This window comes from Pseudoxanthomonas sp. SGT-18 (assembly GCF_003931645.1).
GTDB lineage: Bacteria > Pseudomonadota > Gammaproteobacteria > Xanthomonadales > Xanthomonadaceae > Pseudoxanthomonas.
This window is the reverse complement of record NZ_RRYJ01000011.1, coordinates 60903-85178: the sequence shown is the minus strand read 5'-3', so window position 1 is coordinate 85178 and position 24276 is coordinate 60903. Positions and strand designations below refer to the sequence as shown.

The following is a 24276-nucleotide window of genomic DNA, read 5'->3' as shown; positions in this document are numbered from 1 at the left end:
CGAAGCGCATCCCGGTTCACCCCTTCCTTGTCCGGGCCACGCAAGCATGCGGGCCCTCAATCCTCCTCCGGCTTCGGCTTCCACCCCTCCACCAGCTTCTGCTGCACGTTGGGCGGCACCGGCTCGTAGTGGCTGAAGTCCAGCGCATAGCGGCCCTTGCCGGCGGTCAGCGACTTCAGCTCGGCGGCAAACCCCTCCAGCTCGGCCTGCGGCACCTGGGCGCGGACGATGCTCTCCGCGCGCAGGCCGTCGCCGCTGTCGGTGCCGACGATGCGCGCGCGGCGGGTGGCCAGCGCGCCGGTGACGTCGCCCACCTGCGCCTCGGGCACCGACACCTCCAGCGCCACCACCGGCTCCAGGACCAGCGGCCTGGCCTTGGCCACCGCATCGAGGAAGGCCTTGCGCCCGGCGGTGACGAAGGCGATCTCCTTGCTGTCCACCGGATGGTGGCGGCCGTCGTACACCACCACGCGCACGTCCTGCACCGGATGGCCGCTGATCGCGCCGCCCTGCAACGCCATGCGCACGCCTTTCTCCACCGCCGGGATGAATTGCCCCGGGATCACGCCGCCCTTGACCTCGTCCACGAACTGGAAGCCGGCGCCGCGCTCCAGCGGCTCCACCCGCAGGAAGACCTCCGCGAACTGCCCGGCGCCGCCGGTCTGCTTCTTGTGCCGGCAATGCCCTTCGGCCGCGATCGAGATGGTCTCGCGATAGGCGATGCGCGGGGGGCGCGTGACCACCTCCAGGCCGAAGCGCTCCTTCAGCCGCTCCAGCATCACCCGCAGGTGCAGCTCCGACAGGCCGCGGATCACCGTCTCGTTGACCTCGACGTTGTGCTCGACCACGAAGGCCGGGTCTTCCTCGGCCAGCTTGCGCAGCGCCTGCGACAGCTTCTGCTCCTGGCCGCGGCTGGTGGCCTGCACCGCCAGCCCGAACATCGGCTTGGGGAAGGACACCGGCGCCAGGTGCACGCCGTCCTCGTCGTGGCTGTCGTGCAGCACCGCGTCGAAATGCACTTCCTCGATCTTGCCCACCGCGGCGATGTCGCCGGCGATGGCCTGCTCGATCTCCACGTGCTCGCGCCCGCGCAGCGCGAACAGGTGGCCCACGCGGAACGGCTTGCGCCCGTCGTCCACGAACAGCTGGGTGTCGCGCCTGACCGTGCCCTGGTAGACGCGGAACACGCCCAGCTTGCCCACGAAAGGGTCGTTGACCACCTTGAAGACGTCGGCGATCACGTGGCCGTCGGCGTCCGGGTGCACCGGCACCGGGCGCTGGCCGCCGCCATCGCCGGCCACCAGCGGCGGCGGGTTGGCCTCGGTGGGATCGGGGAACAGCCGCGCCACCAGCTGCAGCAGCTCGCGCACGCCCACGCCGCTGCGCGCGGACACGAAGCACACCGGGACCAGGTGGCCCTCGCGCAGCGACTTCTCGAAGGCGTCATGCAGCTCCTGCGGCGTGAGCCCGGCCTCGCCGTTCTCCAGGTAGCGATCCATCGCCTCTGGGTCGACCTCCACCACCTGGTCGAGGATGCGCTGGTGCCACTCGGATACCGGCCCCAGGTCGGAGTCGCCGGCGCCGGCGTCGAAGCAGTCGACCACGCGCCGGCCCCAGTCCGCCGGCAGGTTCAGCGGCAGCACTTCCGGGCCGAAGGTCTCGCGCAGCTGCATCAGCACCCGGCCGCAGTCGGCGTGCTCGTGGTCGATCTTGTTGACCACGATCGCCCGGCACAGGCCGCGCTCGCGCGCGCGCTCCATCAGCCGCAGGGTGCCGTGCTCCACGCCGGTGTCCGCGTCGACCACCACCAGCGCGGTCTCCACCGCCGAGAGCGCCGACAGCGCCGGACCACGGAAGTCCGGATAGCCGGGCGTGTCGATGAAGTTGAGGTGGGCACGGCCGTCGCCGTTGGCCAGGTCGATGCTGGCGATGGCGATGTCCAGCGAGTGGCCGCGCTGCTTTTCCAGTGGATCGGAGTCGGACACGGTGTTGCCGCGTTCGACGCTGCCTGCCGTAGCGAGGACGCCGCCGGCATGCAGCAGGGCTTCGAAAAGGGTTGTTTTGCCGGCGCCAGGGTGGCCTGCGAGGGCCACGTTGCGGATGTCGTGGGTGGTGTAGGGCATGTGCCGTCCTCCTGGGGGGGATTGGAGGCCGTCATGGCAGTCCGGCACGCGCCGATCCATGGAGGACGGCCCGGGCTCGTGCCGCGGGCGGTCATGGCGGAAGCCACACCATCGCGCCTTGCGCGCGCGCGGGCACGTTGCGTCGCACAAGCACGCACGCCGGCCCGCGCACGGCCCGCTAACGGACCGGCCGCTACGCTGCGCGTTCCCTCCACGGATCGAAAGGAACAACGCCATGGGCATCTCGCGCCACGCCACCGCGCACTGGGAAGGCGACCTCAAGAGCGGCAAGGGCATCCTGGACACGCCGCAGAGCGGCCTGCTGGCCGGCACCCGCTACGGCTTCAACAGCCGCTTCGGCGAGGAGAAGGGCACCAATCCCGAGGAACTGATCGCCGCCGCGCACGCCGGCTGCTTCACCATGGCCCTGTCGGCCAAGCTGGGCGAAGCCGGGTTCACGCCGGCCGCGCTGGACACCCGCGCCGAGGTCGACCTGTCGCTGGAAGGCGGTCCGGCGCTGTCGCAGATCCGGCTCAAGCTGAAAGCGAAGGTTCCCGGCATCGACGAAAAGCAGTTCCGCGCCATCGCCGACGACGCCAAGCAGAACTGCCCGGTCTCCAAGGCCCTGTCCGCGGTGCCGATCAGCCTGGAAGCCGAGCTGGTCGACTGAATCCGCCCCGGCGGCGCGACGGGGCCTTGCCGTCGCAACGACCGTAGCGTGGCGCTTGCGTAGGCCGGATGAGGCCACAGGCCGCATCCGGGGCCCCGCCACGCACGTACTCCCCCTCGGACAAGGGCCGGGGGCGCGGTTCCGGCGCACGGCGGCGGTCGCGACGGAAGCAAGCTCACCGGATTGCCGCGTTTGCCCCCGCCACCCACCCCCGGCATAGTCCCCGGCATCCCCATCCGCAGGACGACGCCATGCACCGACGCGTGACCCGCGCCCTCCCGCTGCTGCTTGCCGCCTTCGCCAGTGCCATGGCGCTGGCCTCCCCGCAGTCTCCCGCACCGCAACCCGCGCCGCCGTCCTATGCCGGCACCACCGCCGAAGCGGTGCTAACCGCGCGCCGCATCCACACCCTCGACGCCGCCCATCCGCAGGCCACCGCCATCGCCTGGGACAAGGACGGACGCATCCTCGCCACCGGCGAGGCTGCCGAGCTGCGCCACCGCTATCCGCAGGCGCGGCATATCGATGCCGGCGACGCCACCGTCATCCCCGGCCTGATCGACGCCCACGCCCATCTGATGGAGCTGGGCTACGCCCTGCTGCGCGCCGACCTGTCCGGCGCGCGCAGCGTGGGGGAAGTGGTGCAGCGCCTGCAGGCCCATGCCGCCACTGCGCCGGAAGACGCCTGGATCGTCGGCTGGGGCTGGGACCAGAACCTGTGGCCCGGCGCGCGTTTCCCCACCGCCGCCGACCTCGACGCCGCCTTCCCGGATCGCCCGGTGTGGCTGTCGCGCATCGACGGCCATGCCGCCTGGGCCAACACCGCCGCCATGCGCGCGGCCGAGGCGCTGGAAGGCGCGCGCCGCTTCGACGGCGACTGGCAGCCCGAGGGCGGCCGCATCGAGCGCGGGCACGGCCGTGCCACCGGCGTGTTCGTGGACGGGGCCATGCGCCTGGTCGAGCGCGCCATGCCGCCGCCGGACGAGGCCTGGCGCGCCCGCGCCCTGGAGCAGGCCCTGGCCCTGGCCGTGGCCAACGGCCTGACCGGCGTGCATGACATGGGCGTGTCGCGCGCCGACCTGGCGCTGATGCGCCGCTTCGCCGACGAGGGCCGCCTGCCGCTGCGCATCAGCGCCTATGCCGACGGCGACCGCGAGGCGCTGGCCGACCTGTGCGAACACGGCGCCTACCAGCACCCTGGCGGCCGCCTGCAGATGAAGGGCGTGAAGCTGTTCGTCGACGGCGCCCTCGGCAGCCGCGGCGCCGCCCTGCTGCAGGACTACAGCGATGCCCCCGGCAACCGCGGCCTGCTGGTCACCGACCCGGCCGCCTACGGCGCGGCGGTGATCCGCGCCCGCGACTGCGGCCTGCAGGTGGCCACCCACGCCATCGGCGACCGCGGCAACCGCATCGTGCTGGACACCTACCAGCAGGCCCTTGCCGGGCTGGGCGCCCGCGCCGACCACCGCTGGCGGGTCGAACACGCCCAGGTGGTGGCGCCGGAGGACTTCCCGCGCTTTGCCGCGCTGCGCCTGGTGGCCTCGATGCAGCCCACCCACGCCACCTCGGACATGGGCTGGGCCGGCGCCCGCCTGGGCGAGAAACGCCTGGCCGGCGCCTATGCCTGGCGCCGCTTCCTGGACCTGGGCGTGCCGCTGGCCCTGGGCTCGGACTTCCCGGTGGAACAGGTCGACCCGCGCCTGGGCCTGCTGGCGGCGGTCACCCGCCAGGACCGCGACGGCCAGCCGCCCGGCGGCTGGCTGCCCGGCCAGCGCCTGGGCGCGCTGGAGGCCCTGCGCGGCTTCACCGTGGATGCCGCCCGCGCCGGCCACGACGAGTCCAGGGTCGGCCGCCTGGCCCCGGGCCTGCGCGCCGACTTCGTGGTCCTGGACCGCGATCCGCTGGCCATTCCCGGCGCCGAGCTGGACGCGCTGCAGGTCCGCGCCACCTGGGTCGACGGCCAGCCGGTCTTCACCGCCGAGTGAGGCCCGGCGGGGCGGGCAGGGCGCCGTTCACCTTCCCGGTGGCCCCGCCGGTGCAAAACCCGGATAATCCGCAAAAGCCGGTCGGGCACGCTTCCCAAGTGGATGCCTCCGACCGGCTTTTTCCGTGTCTGGACCGCCGCATGTCCGCAACGCCCCGATGGCGTTCCGTCCCCGCAGGGGAACGGCCAGGCGGTGCCCCGGCACGGTTCCATCCCGCGGCCCCGATGGCCGCCAGATAAAGGAGTTGCGGCCATGGGCCAGTCAGTCGTCGTCCTCGGTGCCCAGTGGGGCGATGAGGGCAAGGGCAAGATCGTCGACCTGCTTACCGAGGAGATCGGCGCCGTCGTGCGCTTCCAGGGCGGCCACAACGCCGGCCATACCCTGGTCATCAACGGCAAGAAGACCGTCCTGCACCTGATCCCGTCCGGCATCCTGCGCGACGACGCGCTGTGCCTGATCGGCAACGGCGTGGTGATCTCCCCGGCCGCGCTGCGCAAGGAGATCGAGGAGCTGGAAGCCTCCGGCGTGGAGGTGCGCAGCCGCCTGAAGATCAGCCCGGCCGCGCCGCTGATCATGCCGTACCACATCGCCCTGGACCAGGCGCGCGAGAAGGCCGCCGGCGGCAAGGCCATCGGCACCACCGGCCGCGGCATCGGCCCGGCGTACGAGGACAAGGTCGCCCGCCGCGGCATCCGCATCGCCGACCTGCACTATCCCGACCAGCTGGCCGAGAAGCTCAAGAGCGCGCTGGACTACCACAACTTCGTCCTCACCCAGTACCTGGGCGTGGAGCCGGTGGACTTCGAGGCCACCTACAAGGAAGCGCTGGAGTTCGGCGAGTACGTCGAATCGATGAAGTCCGACGTGGCCGGCATCTGCCACGACCTGCGCAAGCAGGGCAAGCGCGTGCTGTTCGAGGGCGCCCAGGGCGCGCTGCTGGACATCGACCACGGCACCTACCCGTACGTCACCAGCTCCAACACCACCATTGGCGGTGCCCTGGCCGGCACCGGCGTGGGCGCGCAGGACATCGACTACGTGCTGGGCATCGCCAAGGCCTACGCCACCCGCGTCGGCGGCGGCCCGTTCCCGACCGAGCTGGACGACGAGATCGGCCAGGGCATCCGCGACCGCGGCGCCGAGTACGGCGCCTCCACCGGCCGCCCGCGCCGCTGCGGCTGGATGGACATCGTCGCCCTCAAGCGCGCGGTGGCCATCAACGGCATCACCGGCCTGTGCATCACCAAGCTCGACGTGCTCGACGGCATGGAGAAGCTGAAGGTGTGCATCGCCTACGAGTACCGCGGCAAGCGCACCGAGTACGCCCCGCTGGACGCCCAGGGCTGGGAGGAGATCACCCCCGTCTACCTGGAGTTCCCGGGCTGGAGCGAGAACACCCACGGCATCACCAACTGGGACGACCTGCCGCCCGCCGCCCGCGCCTACCTGCGTGCCCTGGAGGAGCTGGCCGGCTGCCCGATCAGCATCGTCTCCACCGGCCCGGACCGCGAACACACCATGATCCTGCAGGATCCGTTCGCCTGATCCACCGCCGTCACGCGGATGCCTGGCAGGCGCATCCCTGCCAGGGACCCGGAGCCTCCGGAAAGCCCCGCGCAAGCGGGGCTTTCCTTTTCTCGCAGCCCAGACAGGGCCGAAAAGCCGCATCCAGGGCCCCGCGCCGCATGTCCATCGCGTCGTCCCGGTCTTGAGCCGGGACCCAGTGGCTTTGCCTTCCGCCCGCAGCCGGGGCCGCCGCGCGAATGTCCCCTTCCGCCGCCCCTGGTGGACGCACATAGGGACTCAACAATCTCACGATGTGAGAACGCTGGTCGCCAGAATGCGCCACGCGCAAGAATGCTTGCCTTGGAATCCATCACAGGGGGACAGATTGGACTCGTTGCAGATCGCTGCGTCACTCAGGCGTTACGGCTTCGAGGAAGTTGAGCAAAGAACGCACGCACTCGGTTACTCCCATCCGGCCATGGGTGGGCAGCGGGTCTACCTGAAGGTGTCCCGGGCCGAGCGGGGGGAAAGGGCGATGCCCGTGGGCAAGCAGCCCTTGGTCCTGCACCCGGCGACGGCCGCCCATCCGGGCTTCGCCCGCACCCGCGTCGCGGCCATGGGGCCGAACTACCGCTACAAGAATTCGAACATGTCGGCCTTTCCGCGCAAGCCGGGGGAGAGCGCGACCGGCATTGCAGTTGACGTGCCCGACCTGGCCGCGCTGGAAGAGTTGCTCCTGCTGCTGGGAGTGCCCGTGGCGCAGGCAGGGGAGGCAGCCACCGGCCTGCCCGCGCCGGATCGTCCCGCGGCGCGTACCGATGCCCCGCGGCAAGACGGGCCCGCGCCTATCCATCCGGCGTCCGGCGAGGCTGCGGTTGCGTTGCAGGGCGCTGCCCGCGGCGCCACGTACCACGCAAGGGAGGCGATCGACTTCGCGGAGCATTGCTGCCAGGGCACCGGGCGCCTGGAAGCGGGCCCCTTCAACCTCGATGCCCTGGCCATGGCCATCGAGGGGCCCCGCCGCCTGCGCTTCTGCCCGCTGGGCAACCGACCCGCGGCGCCCAGGCTGGCCCTGGTGGGAATCACTCCCGGCAGCCAGATCGAGGCGTTTGCCGACGCGTTGTCCACCACGGACGTGGCCACCGCCGCAAGCCATGCGGCCTTCAGCGGTGCCCAGCAGGCCATCAAGAAGCTTCTACAGGCGCATGGCTTCGCCGCGCGATTGGGGATCAGCCTGGAAGGCGACCTCAACCAGAACCCCGCGATCCTGACCACCTCGGTCGTGAAGTGCTGCCTGATGGTCGACGACGGTTACAGGTTCGCCGCCCCGGACATCGCCGCAAGCCCGGCCGCGCTGAAATGCGCCACCGAGCGCCTGGTACGGGAGCTGCGCGGGTACGCCACGCTCGAATGGATCGTGGTCTTCGGCGGCCCCGCCTGGGAGGCCTTGCATGCCCTGTCCTTCGAAGGGCGGCCCGTGATCGAGGCGCTGCGGGAGGGGGGAAGGCATGTGGTCCAGTTGCCGCACTTCGCCCAGAACTTCCAGCAGCGGGAACTGTATGCCTGCGATGATCGCGCCGAGGCCGAGCTGATCGCCGCAAAGCCCGATCGCGCACGCTATGCGGACGAGGCGCGCCGCATGCGGCATGCGCTGCTGGTCGAGCTGGCCAAGGCGTAGTCGATCGAACGGCGCCGGAACCCGGTTAGGTAACGGCCGCGTCCGGGACCCGCCCCGCATTCCTCAACCGTCGTCCCGGCGAAAGCCGGGACCCAGTGGCTTTGCTTTTCCTCCGTCGGCAAAGCGAGGCGAGGGGCCTGTCCCCGCTACCCGCCCCGCACCGCCAACGCCCGCGCCGGGTTGTGCACGAACAAGGTGCGCACCTGCGCCTCGTCGAACCCACCCTCGCGCAGCGCCGGCACCAGCGCCGTGAACAGCGGGTCGAACGGATTGAACTCCCCGCCATCCGCCTGCCCGGCGTTGTACCAGCCCGCATCCTGCGACACGAGCACCTGCCCGAGCAGGCCCTCGTCGCGCATGCGCCCGAGCATCTCCACGTACCGCGCTTCCTGCCCGGGCCGGAACCCGTCGAACGACACCCACGCCCCGCGCCGGGCCGCGCGCACATGGTGCTCGTGCTGCACCTCGCCCTGGGCATGCACCCAGATCCAGGCCGAGGCCGGCACCCCGGCGCCTTCCAGCAGGTCCAGCTGCGCGAACGCGCAACGCGCATTGCGCCCCGGTTCGACCTCGGCCCACGGCCCGGTATGCACCGCGATCGCCAGTCCCGTGGCCCGCTGCGTGCGTGCCGCCGCCAGCAGTACCTTGCGCTCCAGCGGTGTCAGCGGATCGCCCTCGATCCCGAGCTTCACCAGCCCCGGGCGCACGCCCGTGCCGTCGATCCCGTCCTGCCACTCGGCGATCCAGCGCCGTGCCAGCGCCTCTTCGCTTTCCTCGTGCACATAGGGCGGGATGAAGCGCCCGCCCGCCGCCAGGTACGCGCCGGTCACCGTGACGATATGCAGCCCGCTGGCCTGCGAGAGCCGGCGCAACAATCCCGGGTTCCGGCCCAGCGTCGTGGCCGTGCAGTCCACCAGCGTGCGGCAGCCCTGCTGGTGGATCCGGCGCAGGTAGGGCAGCGCCACCCGCAGCACGTCCTCCGCATCCGGCGCGATGGGCTCGGCCACCTGCTCCGAGTGCGGCCGCAGGTCCGCGTACAGGTGCTCGTGTGCCAGCGTCAGCCCCAGCTCAGCCGCATCCACCGGCCCGTTGACGGTCATCACCTGGCCCGCCACGGCGCGCGGCGCACCCCGCGCCGGCCCGGGTAACCCCATGGCCAGCGGCATCGCCGCCAGCGCCGCGATCAGTTCCCTGCGATGCATCTTCGCTGCCTCGGTGGGACGGATGCGGTCATCCTAGCGCTGGCCGGCGGGTGCCGCGCATCGCGCCCGTTCATGTCCAGCTAGCGCTGGCCTGGGACGTTTCCCGTGCCTCCGGCGGCCTCTGCTTTTCCCCGTGCATCGCAAGGTGGGCGGGGCAGGCGCAGACAGGTCTGGCGTGGCCAGGACATCGTCGGGGACACGCTCTGGCGTTCCTAGGGTGGGCTTGTGGCCTGCGATTGCGGGGACACGGTTGCACCATTGGGCGCATCCGCTCCGGCTGCCACCGGCGCTTGCGAAACCTCGCGTGGGGCACCTGCGCCGGCGCTGTTCGCCGCTGGCTGGACTGCCGCTGCTGACGCAGCGGCGACTTCGGCCGGCCTTCGCGGACGATGATCGTTGAGCGCGCAGAAGTAGATGAGCTCGTTGGCCAGCCTGCGCTTCTCGCGCGGTATGTCGCGTCCGGTCTCCTTCCTGGCGAGGTCGAGGTCGCGGATTTCCCTGTTGATCCGGATGATCTCGCCAACAAGCGTGGTCCTTTCACCCGTCATTCCCATCGGGGAAACCGTCGCGCTGTCGTACATCCTGGAGATCGCGCCTGCCGAAGCGCCCGCCACGCCGGACCATGCCCGGATCGCGCTGCCTTCAACCAGCACCGGCGCAATGATGGTGCCCGAGACCACGCCAACCACACTCATGATGTTCTTGATTGCGCGCGTTTTCCCTTCCTGGCGCGCTCCTGCTCGCGCGACGCCCGCGCAGTAATCGTTTGCCCTGTTAATGAAATGGTCTGCTTCGGCCTCGCTATCGCCGGTTGGGACGGGAGCTGGTTGTTCATACCAGTAGCCCGGCTGGCTTCGCGCTTTTTCCGAGTTCACCATCAGTGCGTCGATCGTGCCGCAGCCTGTGATCGGAGCGACCAGCGCTGCCAGAAGCAGCAGGCTTCCGGCTCGGAAGAATCTCAAAAGTCCCTGTTCCACGGCGACTCCCCGGGGCAAGTGCCGCGCAAGTGTTGCCATCGTCACTATTTCTTCGATACTCCCGCCCAGGGCTTGACAACCCGGGGGTGTCATGGGCGGCCCGCCTGTGTTGGAAGCGGTACTGGAACCGCTGTACGCAGCCGTCCTGGAGCCAGGGCGGCTGGAGGAATTCAGTGCCGCCCTGTGTGCCGCCACCGGCAGCCATATCGGCGCGGTCATGGCCCACGACGCGGGCAACGCTCGTGGCCGGCTGGAGCTGCTGGTCGGGGCCGATCCGGCCTACATGGCCGCCTACGAGCGCGAGTTCGCGGCCGAGAATCCATGGATGCAGCGCAGCACGCACCTGATGCGCCCGGGCACGGTCATGGATAGCGACGCCGTGCTCCCCCGCAGCGAACTGCGCCGCACCCGTTACTACAACGAGTACTTACGCATCGGCGACATCGAGCAATCCCTGGCCCTGTGTGCCCAGGCCGATGCCGAGGGCGTAGTGGTCGCCACCCTGTGCCGTCCCGGGGGCGTGGGCTACACCGAGGCCGACCTGGCCCTGGCGCGTAAGGTTGCCCCGCACTGGGGCAATGCCTACGCCATCCTCCGCCACATGAGCTGGCTGGAGCGGCAGGTGAAAACCCTGGAAGGCGCGGTCGAAGCCTCGCCGCTGGCGATGCTGATGCTCGACGCCCGTGGCTGCGTCATCCGCCGCAACCCCGCCGCCGAGCGCCTGCTCGCACAGGGCGACGCACTGCGTCTGGTCCACGGCCGCCCCGAAGCTTGCCACGACCCGCAACCGTTCCGCCACCTGCTGCACGACGCCATCGCCGGAACCGCGGGCGACGGCAGCACCCGGCGCCACGCCGGCAAGCGCCTGCTGAAGAACGCTGCCGGGCAGGGCGTGCTGGTGGCGGACATCCATCCCATCGGCGCACCCGGCGGCCTGGGCGCGGCAGCCGTGGTGTTCCTGCAGCCGGTCGGCGCACCGGCGGCGGAAGGACTTGCCGCCATCCTGCGCCATCTCTTCGGCCTCACGCCCTCCGAGGCCGCCCTGGCCGTCGCCCTGCTGCGGCATGGCGACCTCGCCCCCGCCGCGGTCGAATGCCGCATCACCACCGGTACCGCGCAGACCCGCCTCAAGCTGGTCTACGACAAGGCTGGCGTGCACGGCCAGATGGCGCTGGTCCGCCTGCTGGCGGCAGTGGCCGCGATGGCCGACTGAGGCATGTGGCCAGCAGCCGTCCCACGCTTGACGCCGCAAGGAGATACCCCGTCGTCATGCAAAAAAAGCCGGCACCCAGCGTCTTTTGCATCGATGCGAACCCTGCTGCAGACGCACGCGCAATCTCGTGTACCTGTGTCGGGCCGGTCCCTCGGCCCGCCGGCAGTCGCTGTAGCAGGAGGGAGCTGGCCGCCTAAGGCGGACGGGTGGCACCGATGCCTCCTGCGGCACCGTGCACGGCTGACTAGCTGGGCTCCGCCAACGTGCGCCCTACCTCCTGCCCGGCGAGCACGACGAAGATGGCTCTCCACTCACGGTGACTACCTCGGCCGCGGCGCTGCTGTCTACCAGACGGGAGGCGGGGGTCCCTGCATTTCCGGCTCACCAGCGGCGCCGGGCGGAATGCTCGGGTGCGGCAGGGGGAGCACCCATTGGGGATCGAGGCGGCCGGTGTGCCCGCGATGCGGCGGATGACGTGGGCAGGTGCCGTAGGTCGCTCTTGGCCTCGACGAGGTTTGCCTCATAGCCTATATCGTGATCCCGGGGAAGGGCGAGCGTAGATCGTGTCACGGCGGCCTGGCACGCTTGGCGTTGTTGTTTCCTGCGATGTGGCTGCGCTTCGTCGTCTTCCGAGCGTGCCTGCTGGTACTGCGACGTGCGGTGGCGTGATGTCCAGTCTAAATTGGAGATAGACGATGCCGATGAAGATTCTGGCACTGTGTGCGCCGGTACGGCGGTTGGCGTGCCCCTAGGCAGTTGCAGGCATGGGCCGCCCGTACGGGTACTACTTCCGGGGATCCCAGACGTTGAACCAGTTCGAAGCATGGAACCTCAGACTGTTGCAGAACTTCTTTCCAGCGGGTTCATCCGGGGGGGAGGTCTTCCTCGGCGCCACCCCGGAGGAGCTCGATCGCATCGGCGTGGACCTCGGCGGGGATGCAGGCTTTCTGAAAGCAGTCCGGGAGGGGCCATCATGGCCGTTGCCGGCTAAGTTCGAGGACCGGGTGAGGCTGTTGGTCGAGCAGCGTACCCGGACGGCGCGCCGGGGCCCGTCGTACGTCGACCCGCGCCAGCTCGATCCGGGTTACCACCCGCGTGGACAGGTTGAAAGGTCCGCGCCAACCTACCTGCCGTACCTCGCCGCCCTGGCGCGCGCCGCGGCCGCCTCGGGTGGGGATGGGTACTATGCACGCCTTCGTGCAGACCTCGCGCTGCCGGCTAATTGGTCCGCCCAGAACATGGGGCGGATCGTCCAAGCGTGGGAGGACCTCCAAGCATGGACAAGGGCGACGGAAGGGGCGTTCGGTACATTCAACGTCCGTAGGCTCGGTGGCTTCGTGCACGTCGGGTTGCCAAAGTCCCAGGTGATATTGACGTCGGGCGACATCCCCGCGATCCATGCGCTCTTCCGATCCCTTGGAATTGAAGCAGGCACGCCGCTGTCGCAGGCGCAGCGCGCCAGGATGCTCGCTGCGTTGCGGGTCGGGGACCACCGCGTGTCCAGGGCGCTGGCGCAAGCGGCACGCGAGGCGGCGTATTCTGGCGAGCTGGAAGCCATCCTCGTGGCAATCCACGAAACGTGGGATGGCCGTCCGACGGGTGACGGCGGGCCTCGCAGGTCATGCCATGACGAGGGTGGGGATGGGCCGGCAAGGGAGGCCGCGCTCGGTCTGTACGTAGAGGGGGCGCTGCCGTGGCGTTTGCAGGTGCGCTTTGCCGGCGGGCCAGCCTTGCAGCTCGACGGGGACGCGGATGTCGAAGGGTGGCGTCCGCGGCGACTGCAGGATGGCGAAGTGGTGTTGTCCCATGTGAACGGCCCGGCGAAGGAGATCCTGACGTGTCTGCCCTTTCGGTCGGAGCTCCAGGGCGTGGCTTGGAGGCTGCCGCGCCGGCCGATTTGGGTCCTCGGTAGGGAGGGGGGCTCCCTCTTCGAGCTGTGGGAGACAGGTCTTTCACCCTATGGGAACGTCTTCCTGCTGGCGGACGAGCAGGGAGCCAGCGTGCTGGGAGAGTATCTGGAACGTGCAAACCCTCGGTACGAGGAGGTGGACACCAGCGGCCTCCCTCCTGGTTGGCGCATGGTGTGGCTCGAGGAGCAAAGCCTCACGGACGATCAACTTTCCCTTCCACAAGTCCGCAGCACTGGGCGCATATGTCGCTTGGTGGGAGGCACATCCGTCACGATTGGTGGATCGAGGCATTATCTCCACTACGATCTGCCGCGCGTCCTCGTTTCGGGGCCGACCGGTTCGGTGCCATCCTGCAACGGCGTTCCCCTGCGGCCATTTCCCGGGGAACCCCAAGCGCCCCCCGTGGAGGGCGTCCCGATGGCTCGTCCCGTGGCCAGCTTCGAATTGCCGGATTTCGTGGAGCAAGGCGGTGTCTTCTCCATCGAGGTCTTCGAGCAGCACGGACCGAAGCTTCCCGGAGGCACCACCTTACGCGTGAAGGATCCGGAAGCACTCCCCCTTGAGGCGGGAAGCGCCGGTTACGGCGTTGATCCACACGGACGGCCCATCCCTGTCTCCGGTGACGGCCTCGGGACGCCGTTCGACTCCATGAATGCCGAGTGCCAGGCCGGGACTTTCCTCGAGGCTCCGGAGGACGCCGACCTCCTGGCGCATGATGATTCCGCCTCGGGCAGTTGGGAGACGAATCCCGCTGCCAGGTTCCTGGATGCGCTAGCAACGGCTAGGAGAATGTCGTACGGACGAGCGAAGGCCTTGCTGGGCCGGCTCCTCTCCGGCGGCAATGCCCCCGTCGAGCCTTGGAGGCTGTTGGAGGATTTGCGCGCTCGTGGCCACGTGGAGCTCGAGAGGTCGGGCGCCGCCCCGAGCTACGTCCATGCGGCGCCCCCAGCCTTGTATGAATTGCCTATCAGGATCGGCCGTTCGAGGCTGTATGGCCTCGCCGGGACGATTGCGTTCGCCCAGTGGCGTACCCTCGGCGCGCTATCCCTCGGATGCAAGAGGCTCGTACAGTTCAGCCGTAGCAAGGGCGATCCCACGCATGCGGCTTATCTCCCGGTGCTCAGGTTGCAGGCGTTCTTCACGGCGGACGAGCTGCGCACGCGCGCTGCCCAGACAGGCATTGCCGTGCTCCCACCCATGGCGCTACGTATGGCTAGATGGTCGGTGGGGATGCGGGATGTACGCTCTGGGCTGATGGCGAACTCCAGCCCCCTGCCTCCGCGGGACGAAGCAGCCGGCATCAGGGTGTTCGACGCCGAGGTGGGGCGTTTCAAGTACTGGCGTGGAGGCTTCCAACGGCCGGAAGGGCAGCAATTACTCTTGTACGAGTACGAGGACCCGAAGGTGCCTGGTTCGAGGGGCTACGTACTTGCGCACAGGCAAGGTTTCTCGAGGGTGCACGACCTCCGTTGGGCCAGATGGCTGGCGGTGGTGGGATCGGCCGCTGCCCCGAGCCAGGGATGGCGGGAAATCGTGCCGGCCTCGAAGGGCAGGTCGGGCTGGGATGTGTGGGTGCCTGCCAGTTTGCGGTTCCCAGCCGTCATCGAAAGGGCGCTCGTGCTTTGTAAGGGGTGTCCGCCGGACGAACGCCAGATGGACGCAGGCCGGGAGGACGGAGGAAGGCTGGACCTGATCTTCGCGCGCTCCCGCCATGCCCCTGGGATAAGGGTCGATGCATCGACCTTCGCCGGGATGGCGACGGGCAGGTGGTTGGTATACGAGGGGGTTCCGGATGACGTCTTGAGGGTCGTCCGGGGAAGGTTCAAGGAAACGTGGTAAGGCGATAACGGATGGACAATCCAATCCAGGCATACGAGAAGCTGCAAGCCGCCGTGAGGCGCTACGTCAAGAGCGCCTTCAAGACGAACTCGCCGACGTTCGAGGATGAACGGGGGGCCTTGCTGGAGACCAACGGCGTCCTTTTCCAGGACGCGTATGTAGAGCCGGTCCCCTCTTACGCACACGGCAAGAAGCTCCAGGAGCTCGAGGGAGGAGACATCCCTGGAATCGGAAAGGGCCTGGGACCCTTCAAGGAGATCGTCGGTGCCGGACTCTTCGACGGCCCGTACCCGCTGTTCGTCCACCAGCAGGAGATGTTGCGGACGGCATTGGCGCGGTCCGGGGAAGGGGGGCGGCATTGCGTGGTGGTAACCGGTACAGGTTCGGGAAAGACGGAGTCGTTCCTATTGCCTGTCTTAGCGGGGATCATCAGGGAGGCAGCAGCGGAGTGGAGTGCCGTGCCGCCGCGCGCGTGCGATTGGCCCTCAAGTGGCAAGTGGGCGCTGGATAGGTGCGTCGCACGGGGTGAATCCCGGCCTGCAGCCGTGCGTGCATTGGTCCTGTATCCGATGAATGCCCTCGTAGAAGACCAGATGTCTCGGTTGCGCAAGGCACTCGATTCGGACGCCGTACATGCGGCGCTCGATGCGACCTTGGGCGGGAACCGAATCAGGTTCGGCCGCTACAACGGCAAGACGCCGGTCGCGGGCCACCCGGTTGGCGGAGGCAGCGCCGGGAAGAAGAAGGAATGCGAGGAGGCTATCGCCAAGGCAATCAAGGAATACGAGGCCATCCGTGCCGAGCTCCGATCGGCCCGGGAAGACGGAGAGCGCGAGCGTCTTCTGGAAGCGAGTCGCTTCATGCCGCGGATGTCCATGGATGCCGCGGAGATGTTCCATAGATGGGAGATGCAGCGCAACCCACCGGACATCTTGGTGACGAACGTGAGCATGCTCTCGATCATGCTGATGCGACATCGCCACCCAGACCTCGCCGGGGATAGCGCGGACGAGGACATTTTCGATAAGACGCGCGAATGGCTCAGGGAGAGCGAAGGTCACGTCTTCCAGCTCGTGGTGGACGAATTGCACCTATACCGCGAGTCCGCTGGAACGGAAGTTGCGTACCTGTTGCGCTTGCTGCTCGATCGCCTTGGACTCTCCCCTGATAGCAAGCAACTAAGGATACTGGCTTCCAGCGCCTCGCTCGAGGGCAAGGAGGCCTACCGGTTCTTGGGCCAGTTTTTCGGCCTCGGAGGGAAAGCGAAAGATTCGTTCAGGATCATCACCGGGGAGAAGCTCCACCTGCCCGGAGACGATCCCTCTTTTCAACCCGAGGTGGCAGCGGCGCTCGCCCAGTTAACCCGGTGCAGCGTGGGCGACGACGCGCGTGCACGGGCGCTGGAGGTCTATGGGATGCTCGGGAAGGATGCGTGGCCATCGTTCCTCATGGCCGCCTTCGCCGAAGAGGGGCGGTTGGTGGCGAGGCCCCTCACAAGGCTCGGGGATGTGTGGTTCGGCTGTCTGCCGCGGGAGGATCGAAAAGCCGCGCTGGAGGGTTTGTTCCTGATGGTGGCGGCAGTCTTGCGCGAGTACAGCGGTGATTCTCCCCAACGGTTGCCACGGTTCAGGTTCCACTGGATGGCGCGCAACATCGACGGAATTTGGGCGACGATCCGTCCCAGCCGGCCTGATGACCCCAAGCGCCTGGTCGGTCGGCTGTCCCCGGAGCCACAGCTTGGGACGTCTGACCGAGACGATGCTGGACCGCTGCTCGAGGTGCTCTATTGCGAATGCTGTGGGACGCAGCTTTTGTCGGGCAGGAAGACGCGGGTACAGGTCGAGTACGCGGGCGCCGCGATCCCCGGCGTCCCGGGTAGTGGCGCGTCGCCTTGCCCGAAGTTCGAGCTCACGGCCTTGCCATACGACCTAGACGGCGTGGACGGACAAGGGCGGGATGCGCGGACGGACCAGCAAACATACGACGCGCGAGGCGTCGTGTGGATGGGGCGAGAGGGTGCCGGTCTTGATGGCCGGTGGAACCAAGGTTCGATCGAGAAGCGTGCTGAAATAGGACAGCGTGGCCGCCCCGTCGTGGCGCAGGAGGCTGAATGGATGCCCGCGAGGATCCATCCCGGTACCGGGGTAGTGAGCGTCTATCCTTCGGCCGGGATGGAGGACGAAAAGGATGGGATCCGCTGCAGCTGGTTCCATGTGAACGGAGACGGATCCGGGATCTTGGCGATGCCGCAGCGATGCCCGAACTGCGGCATTGATTACAGCGAGCGCAAGGGGGGGCGTCCTTCGCCGATCCGAGCATTCGCCACTGGCTTGGCCAAGGTGTCCCACTTGCTGGCGACGGAGCTAATTGCGCGGTTGCCCGAGTCTGGGAAGAAGTTGGTCGCTTTCTCCGATAGCCGCGAGGCGGCAGCTCGCTTGGCCATGGATGTGGAGAGCGAGCACTGGGCACATCTTTTGCGGTCCATGCTCCAGCGGGAGCTGCTGGAGCGGTCGATACCCCGAGGCGAACTCAACAAGGCAAGGATCTGGGAACTCCTGGATGCAGGGGACGTGGAAGGGGCAGTGCTCCTCATCGATGAAGTTGAGGATGATGGCGAGCGGAATGAACTGAACGTCTTCCTTGGTGAGGCAAGGCGGCAAATGCGGCATGGCCCCTCGGAGGAGTTCTTGGCCAAACTTGCACGGATCCGGGCCGCGAAACCTGGTTGGGTGAAGCTTGACCGGCTATTCGGAAGGCCCGATCCAGATGGCGTGTTACCGCCCATCTGGGCAGGATTCGTTTCCCTAGGGACCAATCCGGCAGGTCCGGGCTATCAAGACAAGCTCTTGGGTGACAAAGAGGCTCCCCGCGATTGGACCAGGGTACTGGAGGGCTGGGGGGGAACGGTACCGTCGCTTGGGCGGAATCAGGAGCAGATTGACGACGCCGCACTGCTGAACGCACGGCTGCGGCAAAAGGCCTGGCGGGCACTGTCAGGGCGGTTGCTTTACGACCTTGAGGCGCGCGGGCTCGGTCATCTGGGCCTTGGGCCAGGACATTTCGGAACAGGGGGCGACGATCGGAATGCACTTAGGGAAGCCTGCGACGGAGTCCTCCGGATACTGACTGAGCAGAATCAGATCGACCCGTACCCATGGAACGGGAGTGCGGACCCGTGGGCGGACGATGATCCGAAGCCGGGCGCAAGAGGGGTTGCGAAGAAGCGGGTCAGGGGGTATCTCGAAGAGGTCGCGAAACGCAATGCAATGTCCTTCGAGGAGTTGCGGAACCACGTACGCGATGCGTTCATGCGCGCGGGGCACCCCTGGGGCGTCGTGCGTCTGGGTGGCGCGTCAGCATTCGTCGTCCAGCCAGAAGCCCGCTGTTGGTCCTGCGACGGGTGTGGCCAGATCCATTGGCATAAAAGCGGTGGCGTGTGCACCCGCTGCATGGGGCCCCTGACCGCGGAACCCAATGGCCCGACTTCCCGCGAACTCCGGGAAGGGCACTACTACGGAGAGGAAGGCGATGCCCCCCGCAAATACCGCCTGCATGCGGAGGAGCTTACGGGACAGAGCCAAGACCAAGCGCAGAGGCAAAGGCACTTCAGGGGAATATTCCTGAAGGGTGAGATGCTTTCAGACATCGGGCAAAGGGAGGCGATCAGGCGGGTCGACGAGATCGACTTCCTTTCGGTCACCACCACCATGGAGGTCGGCGTCGATATAGGGTCGTTGCAGGCTGTCTTCCAAGCGAACATGCCGCCGGAGAGATTCAATTACCAGCAGAGATCGGGCCGTGCCGGCCGTGCGGGGCAGCCCTTCTCCGTGGTCCTGACGTATTCGCGCGGCCAAACCCATGACCGCTTGCACTTCGACCATCCGGGGGAGATGACGGGCGGGATCCCTCCGCAGCCAACGCTCGCCATGGGGGCCGGGCAGCAGGTTCTCGCGGACCGGGTCATGGCCAAGGAGCTGCTGCGGAGGTTCTTCAAGCGGCGTACGACTTGGGAGGAAACGCAGGGGACACCCGATACCCACGGCGAGATGGGCCTTGTGCCAACACATCCCGATGCCCTGCAGGCGGACGTTGCAGGCTGGATATCCAAGAATCGTCAGGAGGTGGTGTGCATCTCCAGAGTCATCGCCGCGGGCACTTCCATCGAGCCTGAAGCCCTAGAGGCGGTAGCCGCCAGCCTGCCGGACAGGATTGCCGGCGCCTGCCGCGCCAGGGAACTGACGAGCGCGACGTTGGCGGGGCGCTTGGCCGAAGCAGGGATCCTGCCGATGTTCGGGATGCCCACCTCGGTAAAGCAGTTGTACTTCTACTTTCCGAGGGCGGCGGAGGAGGGATGGACCCTCGACCGCCAGGCGGACCAAGCACTGGCCGATTTCGCGCCTGGTTCCCGCCGCACGTGGGACAAGCGGATGCTTACCCCTGCCGGATTGATCGGTGCTCCGATGCGCCGGGGGAAAGGAAAGTGGGTCGTGACGAAGCCCCCGGTGCAAGCCGCGTACGCCTATACCCATTGCACGGCATGCGGGTCGATGGGCGAGGCCCCGTTGGGCGACTGGAGATCGGAGGCCTTCGCGCCCGAGGACGACGTGGCATGTCCGAACTGCGGTGCAAGTGCATTCCGGTTTGCGGCTTTCGTGCCCAATGCGTATGTGACCGATCTCAGGTACCACGATCCACGCGATCCATCGTTTGCGTGGGAAGCGGAGGTTGGCCGCACCATCATCGCCGCCCCGTCGAAGCCCATCCAATCCGGAAGTATGGGAAGGGTGGAGCTCCATTTATTCGCGGGGCGAGTCGTTCGGCTGAATACCAATGGGCGGAAGCTCTTCAGATTCCGCGAGGATTGGGTCCCGTCGCAAAACGGGGGGGCATCGCTGTCACAGGCCGATGGGGACAACGTCGTCCTTGTCGCTTCCGAAAAGGCGGATGGAGCCAGGTACACCGTTGCGTTGTGTTCGCCGAAGACCACTGATGTGTTGGCCGTCCGTGCATATTGCGGTGGTGGCCTGGAATTCTTCAGCTGGGATTCGCGGCACCGCAGGGCGCGCACCCGCGCGGCTTGGTACTCCGCGGCTACCATCCTCCAGCGCATCATCGCGTTGCGCCTTGACGTCGACTCCATGGATATCGAGATCGCTTCGGTGCATGGGCTTGCGGACGAAAGCGGTCGTTGTGGGGCGGGTGAGCTTTACCTGGCCGATGCCCACGCGAACGGAGCGGGCATAGTGGGGTGGGCCAATAGGAACTGGCAGGGCGTGTTGCGGGAATGTCTCGATGAATACGGCATTTTCGGCCGGCTCCTGTCGGAGGAGCGGGTGGCGTTCCAGAATGGTCAACATTGGCGGACTCCGGATCGCCTGCTCAAGGGTTTCAGGAACCGGCACATCCATCCACTGCTGGACTGCATGCTTGGCCTAGACCTCCTGCGATGCCTCGACGACCCGGCTTATGTGCCGGGGGGCGATGCCGCCTTCGTGGAGGAGGCGATGCGCCTCGCGGCGGCATACTGCAGGGCGTTCCCGGGAGGGAGAGCCGTTTGCTCTGGCGAAGTGGCTGGATGGGTCGAAAGTGGCGAACTGTTCGGCATCGTCCATCCATTGTGGTCCGTCACCGTCGGCACAGCGAACCGTGTTGGGGCACTCCATGCCCTGGCCGCGGAGCATGGATGCGGACGGGTGAGGTTCGTGGATACGTTCAACCTGGCACGGCGTATGGCGTGGGTTCGTTCCCGTATCCTCGCTGGGGACGAGTTCCCGGCGGTGGCCGCGGAATCCAGCGTGCCGGGTAACTCCGACGGGGAAGGTCTGGATGCACCAGCGGTGCGTGCATTGGACGTTGGAACCACGTTCCGTTGGCGGGGGCTGGATTGGAGACGGATCGAGGAGCGGCCGTTGAGCGAGGTCATGGGCCAGAGCGCGGCTTGGCTTGCGGAGGCTGCCGTGGCGGGTGGTCTATGCAGGGTGCAAGTCCAGGTCGCGGGGAGCATCAAGCGCTTCAAGCGCATCGGCATAGATGAAGACATGCAGGATGTGGCGGGGGCACAGGCGTGTGGGCTCGTGGTGCTCGCAAAGCGCGTGTAGGAGCAACGGATGGCAAGGATATTCGGGAGGCTGCCGGAGAACGCGGCCGAGAGAAAGGTCGTTCTGGCATTGAAGGAACAGCTGCCGGCGGGCTGGGTGGTGGTCCCTGGTGTCCGGTGGGCGAGGCAGTCCGGGGGGCGCTTGTGCGACGGCGAGGCCGACGTGGTCGTGCTTGCGCCTGCGCTGGGGATGTTGGTGGTCGAGGTGAAAGGTTCGCGCGAGTTCCGCGTGACGCGGGATGGTTGGGAACGGCTTGATCCATCCGGCGCATGGACCGCCCTCGACCGTACCCCGGTGGAGCAGGCCATGTCGAACGCGCATGAGTTGAAGAGGATCGTATGCGATGCCTTGCGCATTGGCCCAGCGTTCCCTGGCCTCCATGGATGGCTCGTCGTGTACCCCAATGGCCATGCGAGTTCGGTCCCTGCACTCTTCGACCACAGGACCCTGGCCACCCGCTCGGACATGCGCAATTTGTTCGCCCGGGTTAGGGACGCGCTGCTGGCGCGCGGCTCCGCGGAATTGGGTGCTAGGTTTTCCGAAGCAGTCGCGGAGAAGGTGGAGACGATCCTGACGAGCTCCGATTTCCGGGTGCTGCCAGCGGACGGCGAGGAGGAGGTTGGTTCAGACAAGGATGCAATCGAGGTGCTCACCGGACAGCAGTTCGCGGCATTGCGCGGGCTATTCGGGTTCCCGTCGGTCGCGGTGGCCGGACCGGCTGGGTCGGGCAAGACCCTGCTGGCCCTCCAGCGGATGGAGGCGGAGCTACAGGCTGGCCGAAGGGCTTTGTACGCGTGCTACAACAAGCGGCTAGCCGAGGTCTTGCGGCTAAAGAGCCCCGGGCTTGCCTCGAAAATCCATAGCGTGGACAGCTTGTTCGGAAGGACCTGTCCGTGGTTGGCAAGAAAAGGCGATGACGATGTTTTCCACAGGCGGGAGCTGCCCAACGCGGTGTTCGACGTGGTTTCAGGCTGGGCGGAAGGAGATAAATTCGATGCCGTGATCGTCGACGAGGCCCAGGATCTCAGCGACTCGCAGGTCATCGCATTGAATGCTTTCGTGAAGCAGGGCGGGAGCTGGTCGGTTTTCATCGACCAGCGCCAGGACTTGTACGGGAAGAGATTGGACGAGGCGTTGATGACGGATGTTCTGTTCAGGCTCGCCCACAACTGCAGGAACACCACCTGCATCAACGACAAGACGAATCGGCTGCTGGGGACAGCCATAGACTCCATGCCGGGAATGCCGCGAGGGGTGCCCGTGTTGGTGGAGTCCATGAAACGCACGCAGATGGCGAATCGGGCCTTCCAGCTGGCCAGGGAATGGGGGGTGGGAGGAGCCAACACCGTGGCGATCCTTAGCCCCTACGTCTTGGCGAAATCGGCCATGGCAGACGTCCCCCGTGGCCATGGGATATCGCTAACGACTGATTTGAACGGTCTCCATGCCTCCGGCACCGCCTACTTTTCCACGATTAAGTCCTTCAAGGGCATAGAGGCGGACTGCGTCATTCTGGTGGATGCGGACCATCCCGATCATGGGAATCCAGCGTTTACGCGCGAGGACCTCTATGTTGCATGTACCCGTGCCAAGACGCGGTTGGCGATCCTGACACAGGAAGGCATGGCCGCCGGCTACTACGAGGGATGAGTAAGGGCGTGGGGATCTGTGCCTTCGGCCGTCCATCCGTGGTTGCATGGTGGCGGCACATGCCTGGCCTCAGGGGCGATCTGCTCGGGGGGCGCCTGGCCCCCTGAGTGTGTCACCGCTTGAGGATCCTGGAGAGGTGGGCTCCGACGGCGCGTGCCAACCCAACGGGGACAGCGTTGCCTATCTGCGTGTACTTCGGGGCTTCGCGTTCGAAAATGCCCTGGCGGGGATTGCCGGCACGCTTGATCCCGCCGGTCGTGCGCTTGCCTGCGAACTGGTACCAGTCTGGGAACATCTGCAAGCGGGCCCATTCGCGTACGGTGAGTGTCCTGGGTTGCTCGAAATGGACGTAGTCGTCGGGCAGCGAGGTGGCCGTGATGGTGGGGCCTGCAGGGCCCCATCGGGGTGGGAGGAGCCGCTGGGCGAACTTTCTGGTCTTGAATCTCTCCGGCACGATCCCGCCCGTCCTGTGCATCGCCTCGAACTTGGCAATGACCGCGGGGCTGTGCTTGCTGTACTGGTGCTCGGTGACTGGCGCGCCCTCCCCGAGCGGCCTGCCTCCAGTGGATGGCATGCGGAAGTACTTCTGGATCGGGGTCCATGCCGGCAGGGGATACGAGGCCGTCACCCCGCCGTTCACATGGTCGGGGTCCACTAAGTCGCCTAGCACGTCTATCAAGTCTGGAGCCAATCCCGGCGAGGGATGGGGAAGGTAGCCACGCGCCACAGCCTCCTCGTCGGCCCCCTCCCTCAAGAGCCCGTTCCCCACGTCGTTGCGTATCCCCACGAGGAGGATCCGCGGCCGGTTTTGGGGGACGCCGTAATCCTTCGCGAATACAAGCTGGGCAGCAACCGTGTATCCTGGGATGGCCCGGTAGGTCCCAAGTACGTCGCGCCAAATCTCACCCTTGACGCCGGTGGAGGTCCAACGGCTATTCAGGAGCCCACGGACGTTTTCGAAGAGGAAGGCACGTGGCCGGAGGCGGTGGATGATGGCCGCCATGTCTTGGTAGAGGTGGTTGGACGATAGTTGCTCCCTCTCCACCGAATAGGAGCGCCTATGGCCGATGCCGGAGAAGCCCTGGCATGGGGGGCCGCCAACTACTAGGTCCAGTTCCCCGTGTTCGATGCCAAAGGTGTCTCTTAGGCGTTTCCCCAGGGCGGGAAGGTACTTCTTGTCGAGCACCATGCCCTTTACGTCGGACGAGTGGAAGCCCGGCTCGGCGAGCCATTCATGCCGGTCGACCCTGTTCAGGATGTAGGTTCCGCGCGCGTCGTCGTTCAGTTCGTTCACGAACACCGGCACGAAGCCTGCTTGTTCAAGACCAAGGGAGAGACCGCCGCATCCGGCGAAAAGATCGACGAACTTAAGATCCTTCTTGCCCAAACATTACTCCACTGGACCTGTAGGCCAATCCCAATCGG

General features: G+C 67.2%; 12 protein-coding genes. 8 read left to right on the top strand and 4 right to left on the bottom strand.

Annotated elements, in window-relative coordinates:
* Positions 1-56: 56 nt before the first annotated feature.
* A complete protein-coding gene (gene fusA / locus EIM47_RS13970) occupies positions 57-2123 on the bottom strand; it encodes an elongation factor G (protein ID WP_125077257.1) in 2067 nt (688 codons plus the stop codon).
* 235 nt (positions 2124-2358) lie between these two features.
* Between fusA and EIM47_RS13965 the strand changes: the two genes are divergently transcribed.
* The 4 genes from EIM47_RS13965 to EIM47_RS13950 all read left to right on the top strand — a co-directional run bounded on the left by EIM47_RS13965 (position 2359) and on the right by EIM47_RS13950 (position 7962).
* Positions 2359-2793, top strand: a complete 435-nt coding sequence (locus tag EIM47_RS13965; RefSeq protein ID WP_019397600.1) for an OsmC family protein — start codon at positions 2359-2361, stop codon at positions 2791-2793.
* A gap of 251 nt (positions 2794-3044) precedes the next feature.
* Positions 3045-4778, top strand: a complete 1734-nt coding sequence (locus EIM47_RS13960; RefSeq protein ID WP_019397599.1) for an amidohydrolase — start codon at positions 3045-3047, stop codon at positions 4776-4778.
* 252 nt (positions 4779-5030) lie between these two features.
* Entirely contained in the window at positions 5031-6323 is a 1293-nt protein-coding gene (locus tag EIM47_RS13955) for an adenylosuccinate synthase (protein WP_125077256.1), read from the top strand.
* A 346-nt stretch (positions 6324-6669) separates the two neighbouring features.
* Positions 6670-7962: a hypothetical protein gene (locus tag EIM47_RS13950; protein ID WP_125077255.1), complete on the top strand. Its 1293-nt coding sequence runs from the start codon at positions 6670-6672 to the stop codon at positions 7960-7962.
* 146 nt (positions 7963-8108) lie between these two features.
* Here EIM47_RS13950 and EIM47_RS13945 read toward each other — a convergent pair whose 3' ends face one another.
* Both EIM47_RS13945 and EIM47_RS13940 read right to left on the bottom strand, forming a co-directional pair.
* On the bottom strand, positions 8109-9164 hold the full coding sequence (locus EIM47_RS13945) for a phosphotriesterase (RefSeq protein ID WP_125077254.1): 1056 nt from the start codon (positions 9162-9164) through the stop codon (positions 8109-8111).
* Positions 9165-9376: 212 nt separating this feature from the next.
* Positions 9377-10141, bottom strand: a complete 765-nt coding sequence (locus EIM47_RS13940; RefSeq protein ID WP_125077253.1) for a hypothetical protein — start codon at positions 10139-10141, stop codon at positions 9377-9379.
* Positions 10142-10232: 91 nt separating this feature from the next.
* On the opposite strand from EIM47_RS13940, the gene EIM47_RS13935 reads away from it, so the two are divergent.
* The 4 genes from EIM47_RS13935 (at position 10233) to EIM47_RS13920 (ending at position 22851) form a co-directional block, all read left to right on the top strand.
* Positions 10233-11354, top strand: coding sequence for a PAS domain-containing protein (locus EIM47_RS13935; protein WP_125077252.1), 1122 nt, complete (start codon positions 10233-10235; stop codon positions 11352-11354).
* An 806-nt stretch (positions 11355-12160) separates the two neighbouring features.
* Positions 12161-15103, top strand: a complete 2943-nt coding sequence (locus EIM47_RS13930) for a hypothetical protein (RefSeq protein ID WP_125077251.1) — start codon at positions 12161-12163, stop codon at positions 15101-15103.
* Positions 15104-15114: 11 nt separating this feature from the next.
* A complete protein-coding gene (locus EIM47_RS13925; protein ID WP_125077250.1) occupies positions 15115-21201 on the top strand; it encodes a DEAD/DEAH box helicase in 6087 nt (2028 codons plus the stop codon).
* A gap of 9 nt (positions 21202-21210) precedes the next feature.
* Complete coding sequence (locus tag EIM47_RS13920; protein ID WP_125077249.1) at positions 21211-22851, top strand: ATP-binding domain-containing protein; 1641 nt, start codon at positions 21211-21213, stop codon at positions 22849-22851.
* 112 nt (positions 22852-22963) lie between these two features.
* On the opposite strand, the gene EIM47_RS13915 is transcribed toward EIM47_RS13920, so the two are convergent.
* Positions 22964-24238: a DNA cytosine methyltransferase gene (locus EIM47_RS13915; RefSeq protein ID WP_125077248.1), complete on the bottom strand. Its 1275-nt coding sequence runs from the start codon at positions 24236-24238 to the stop codon at positions 22964-22966.
* Between the last annotated feature and the right edge of the window lie 38 nt (positions 24239-24276).

Coding starts and splice junctions, on each gene's coding strand:
- fusA (WP_125077257.1), bottom strand. CDS start 2,123: ATGCCCTACACCACCCACGACATCCGCAACGTGGCCCTCGCAGGCCAC.
- EIM47_RS13925 (WP_125077250.1), top strand. CDS start 15,115: ATGGACAATCCAATCCAGGCATACGAGAAGCTGCAAGCCGCCGTGAGG.
- EIM47_RS13920 (WP_125077249.1), top strand. CDS start 21,211: ATGGCAAGGATATTCGGGAGGCTGCCGGAGAACGCGGCCGAGAGAAAG.
- EIM47_RS13960 (WP_019397599.1), top strand. CDS start 3,045: ATGCACCGACGCGTGACCCGCGCCCTCCCGCTGCTGCTTGCCGCCTTC.
- EIM47_RS13955 (WP_125077256.1), top strand. CDS start 5,031: ATGGGCCAGTCAGTCGTCGTCCTCGGTGCCCAGTGGGGCGATGAGGGC.
- EIM47_RS13945 (WP_125077254.1), bottom strand. CDS start 9,164: ATGCATCGCAGGGAACTGATCGCGGCGCTGGCGGCGATGCCGCTGGCC.
- EIM47_RS13965 (WP_019397600.1), top strand. CDS start 2,359: ATGGGCATCTCGCGCCACGCCACCGCGCACTGGGAAGGCGACCTCAAG.
- EIM47_RS13935 (WP_125077252.1), top strand. CDS start 10,233: ATGGGCGGCCCGCCTGTGTTGGAAGCGGTACTGGAACCGCTGTACGCA.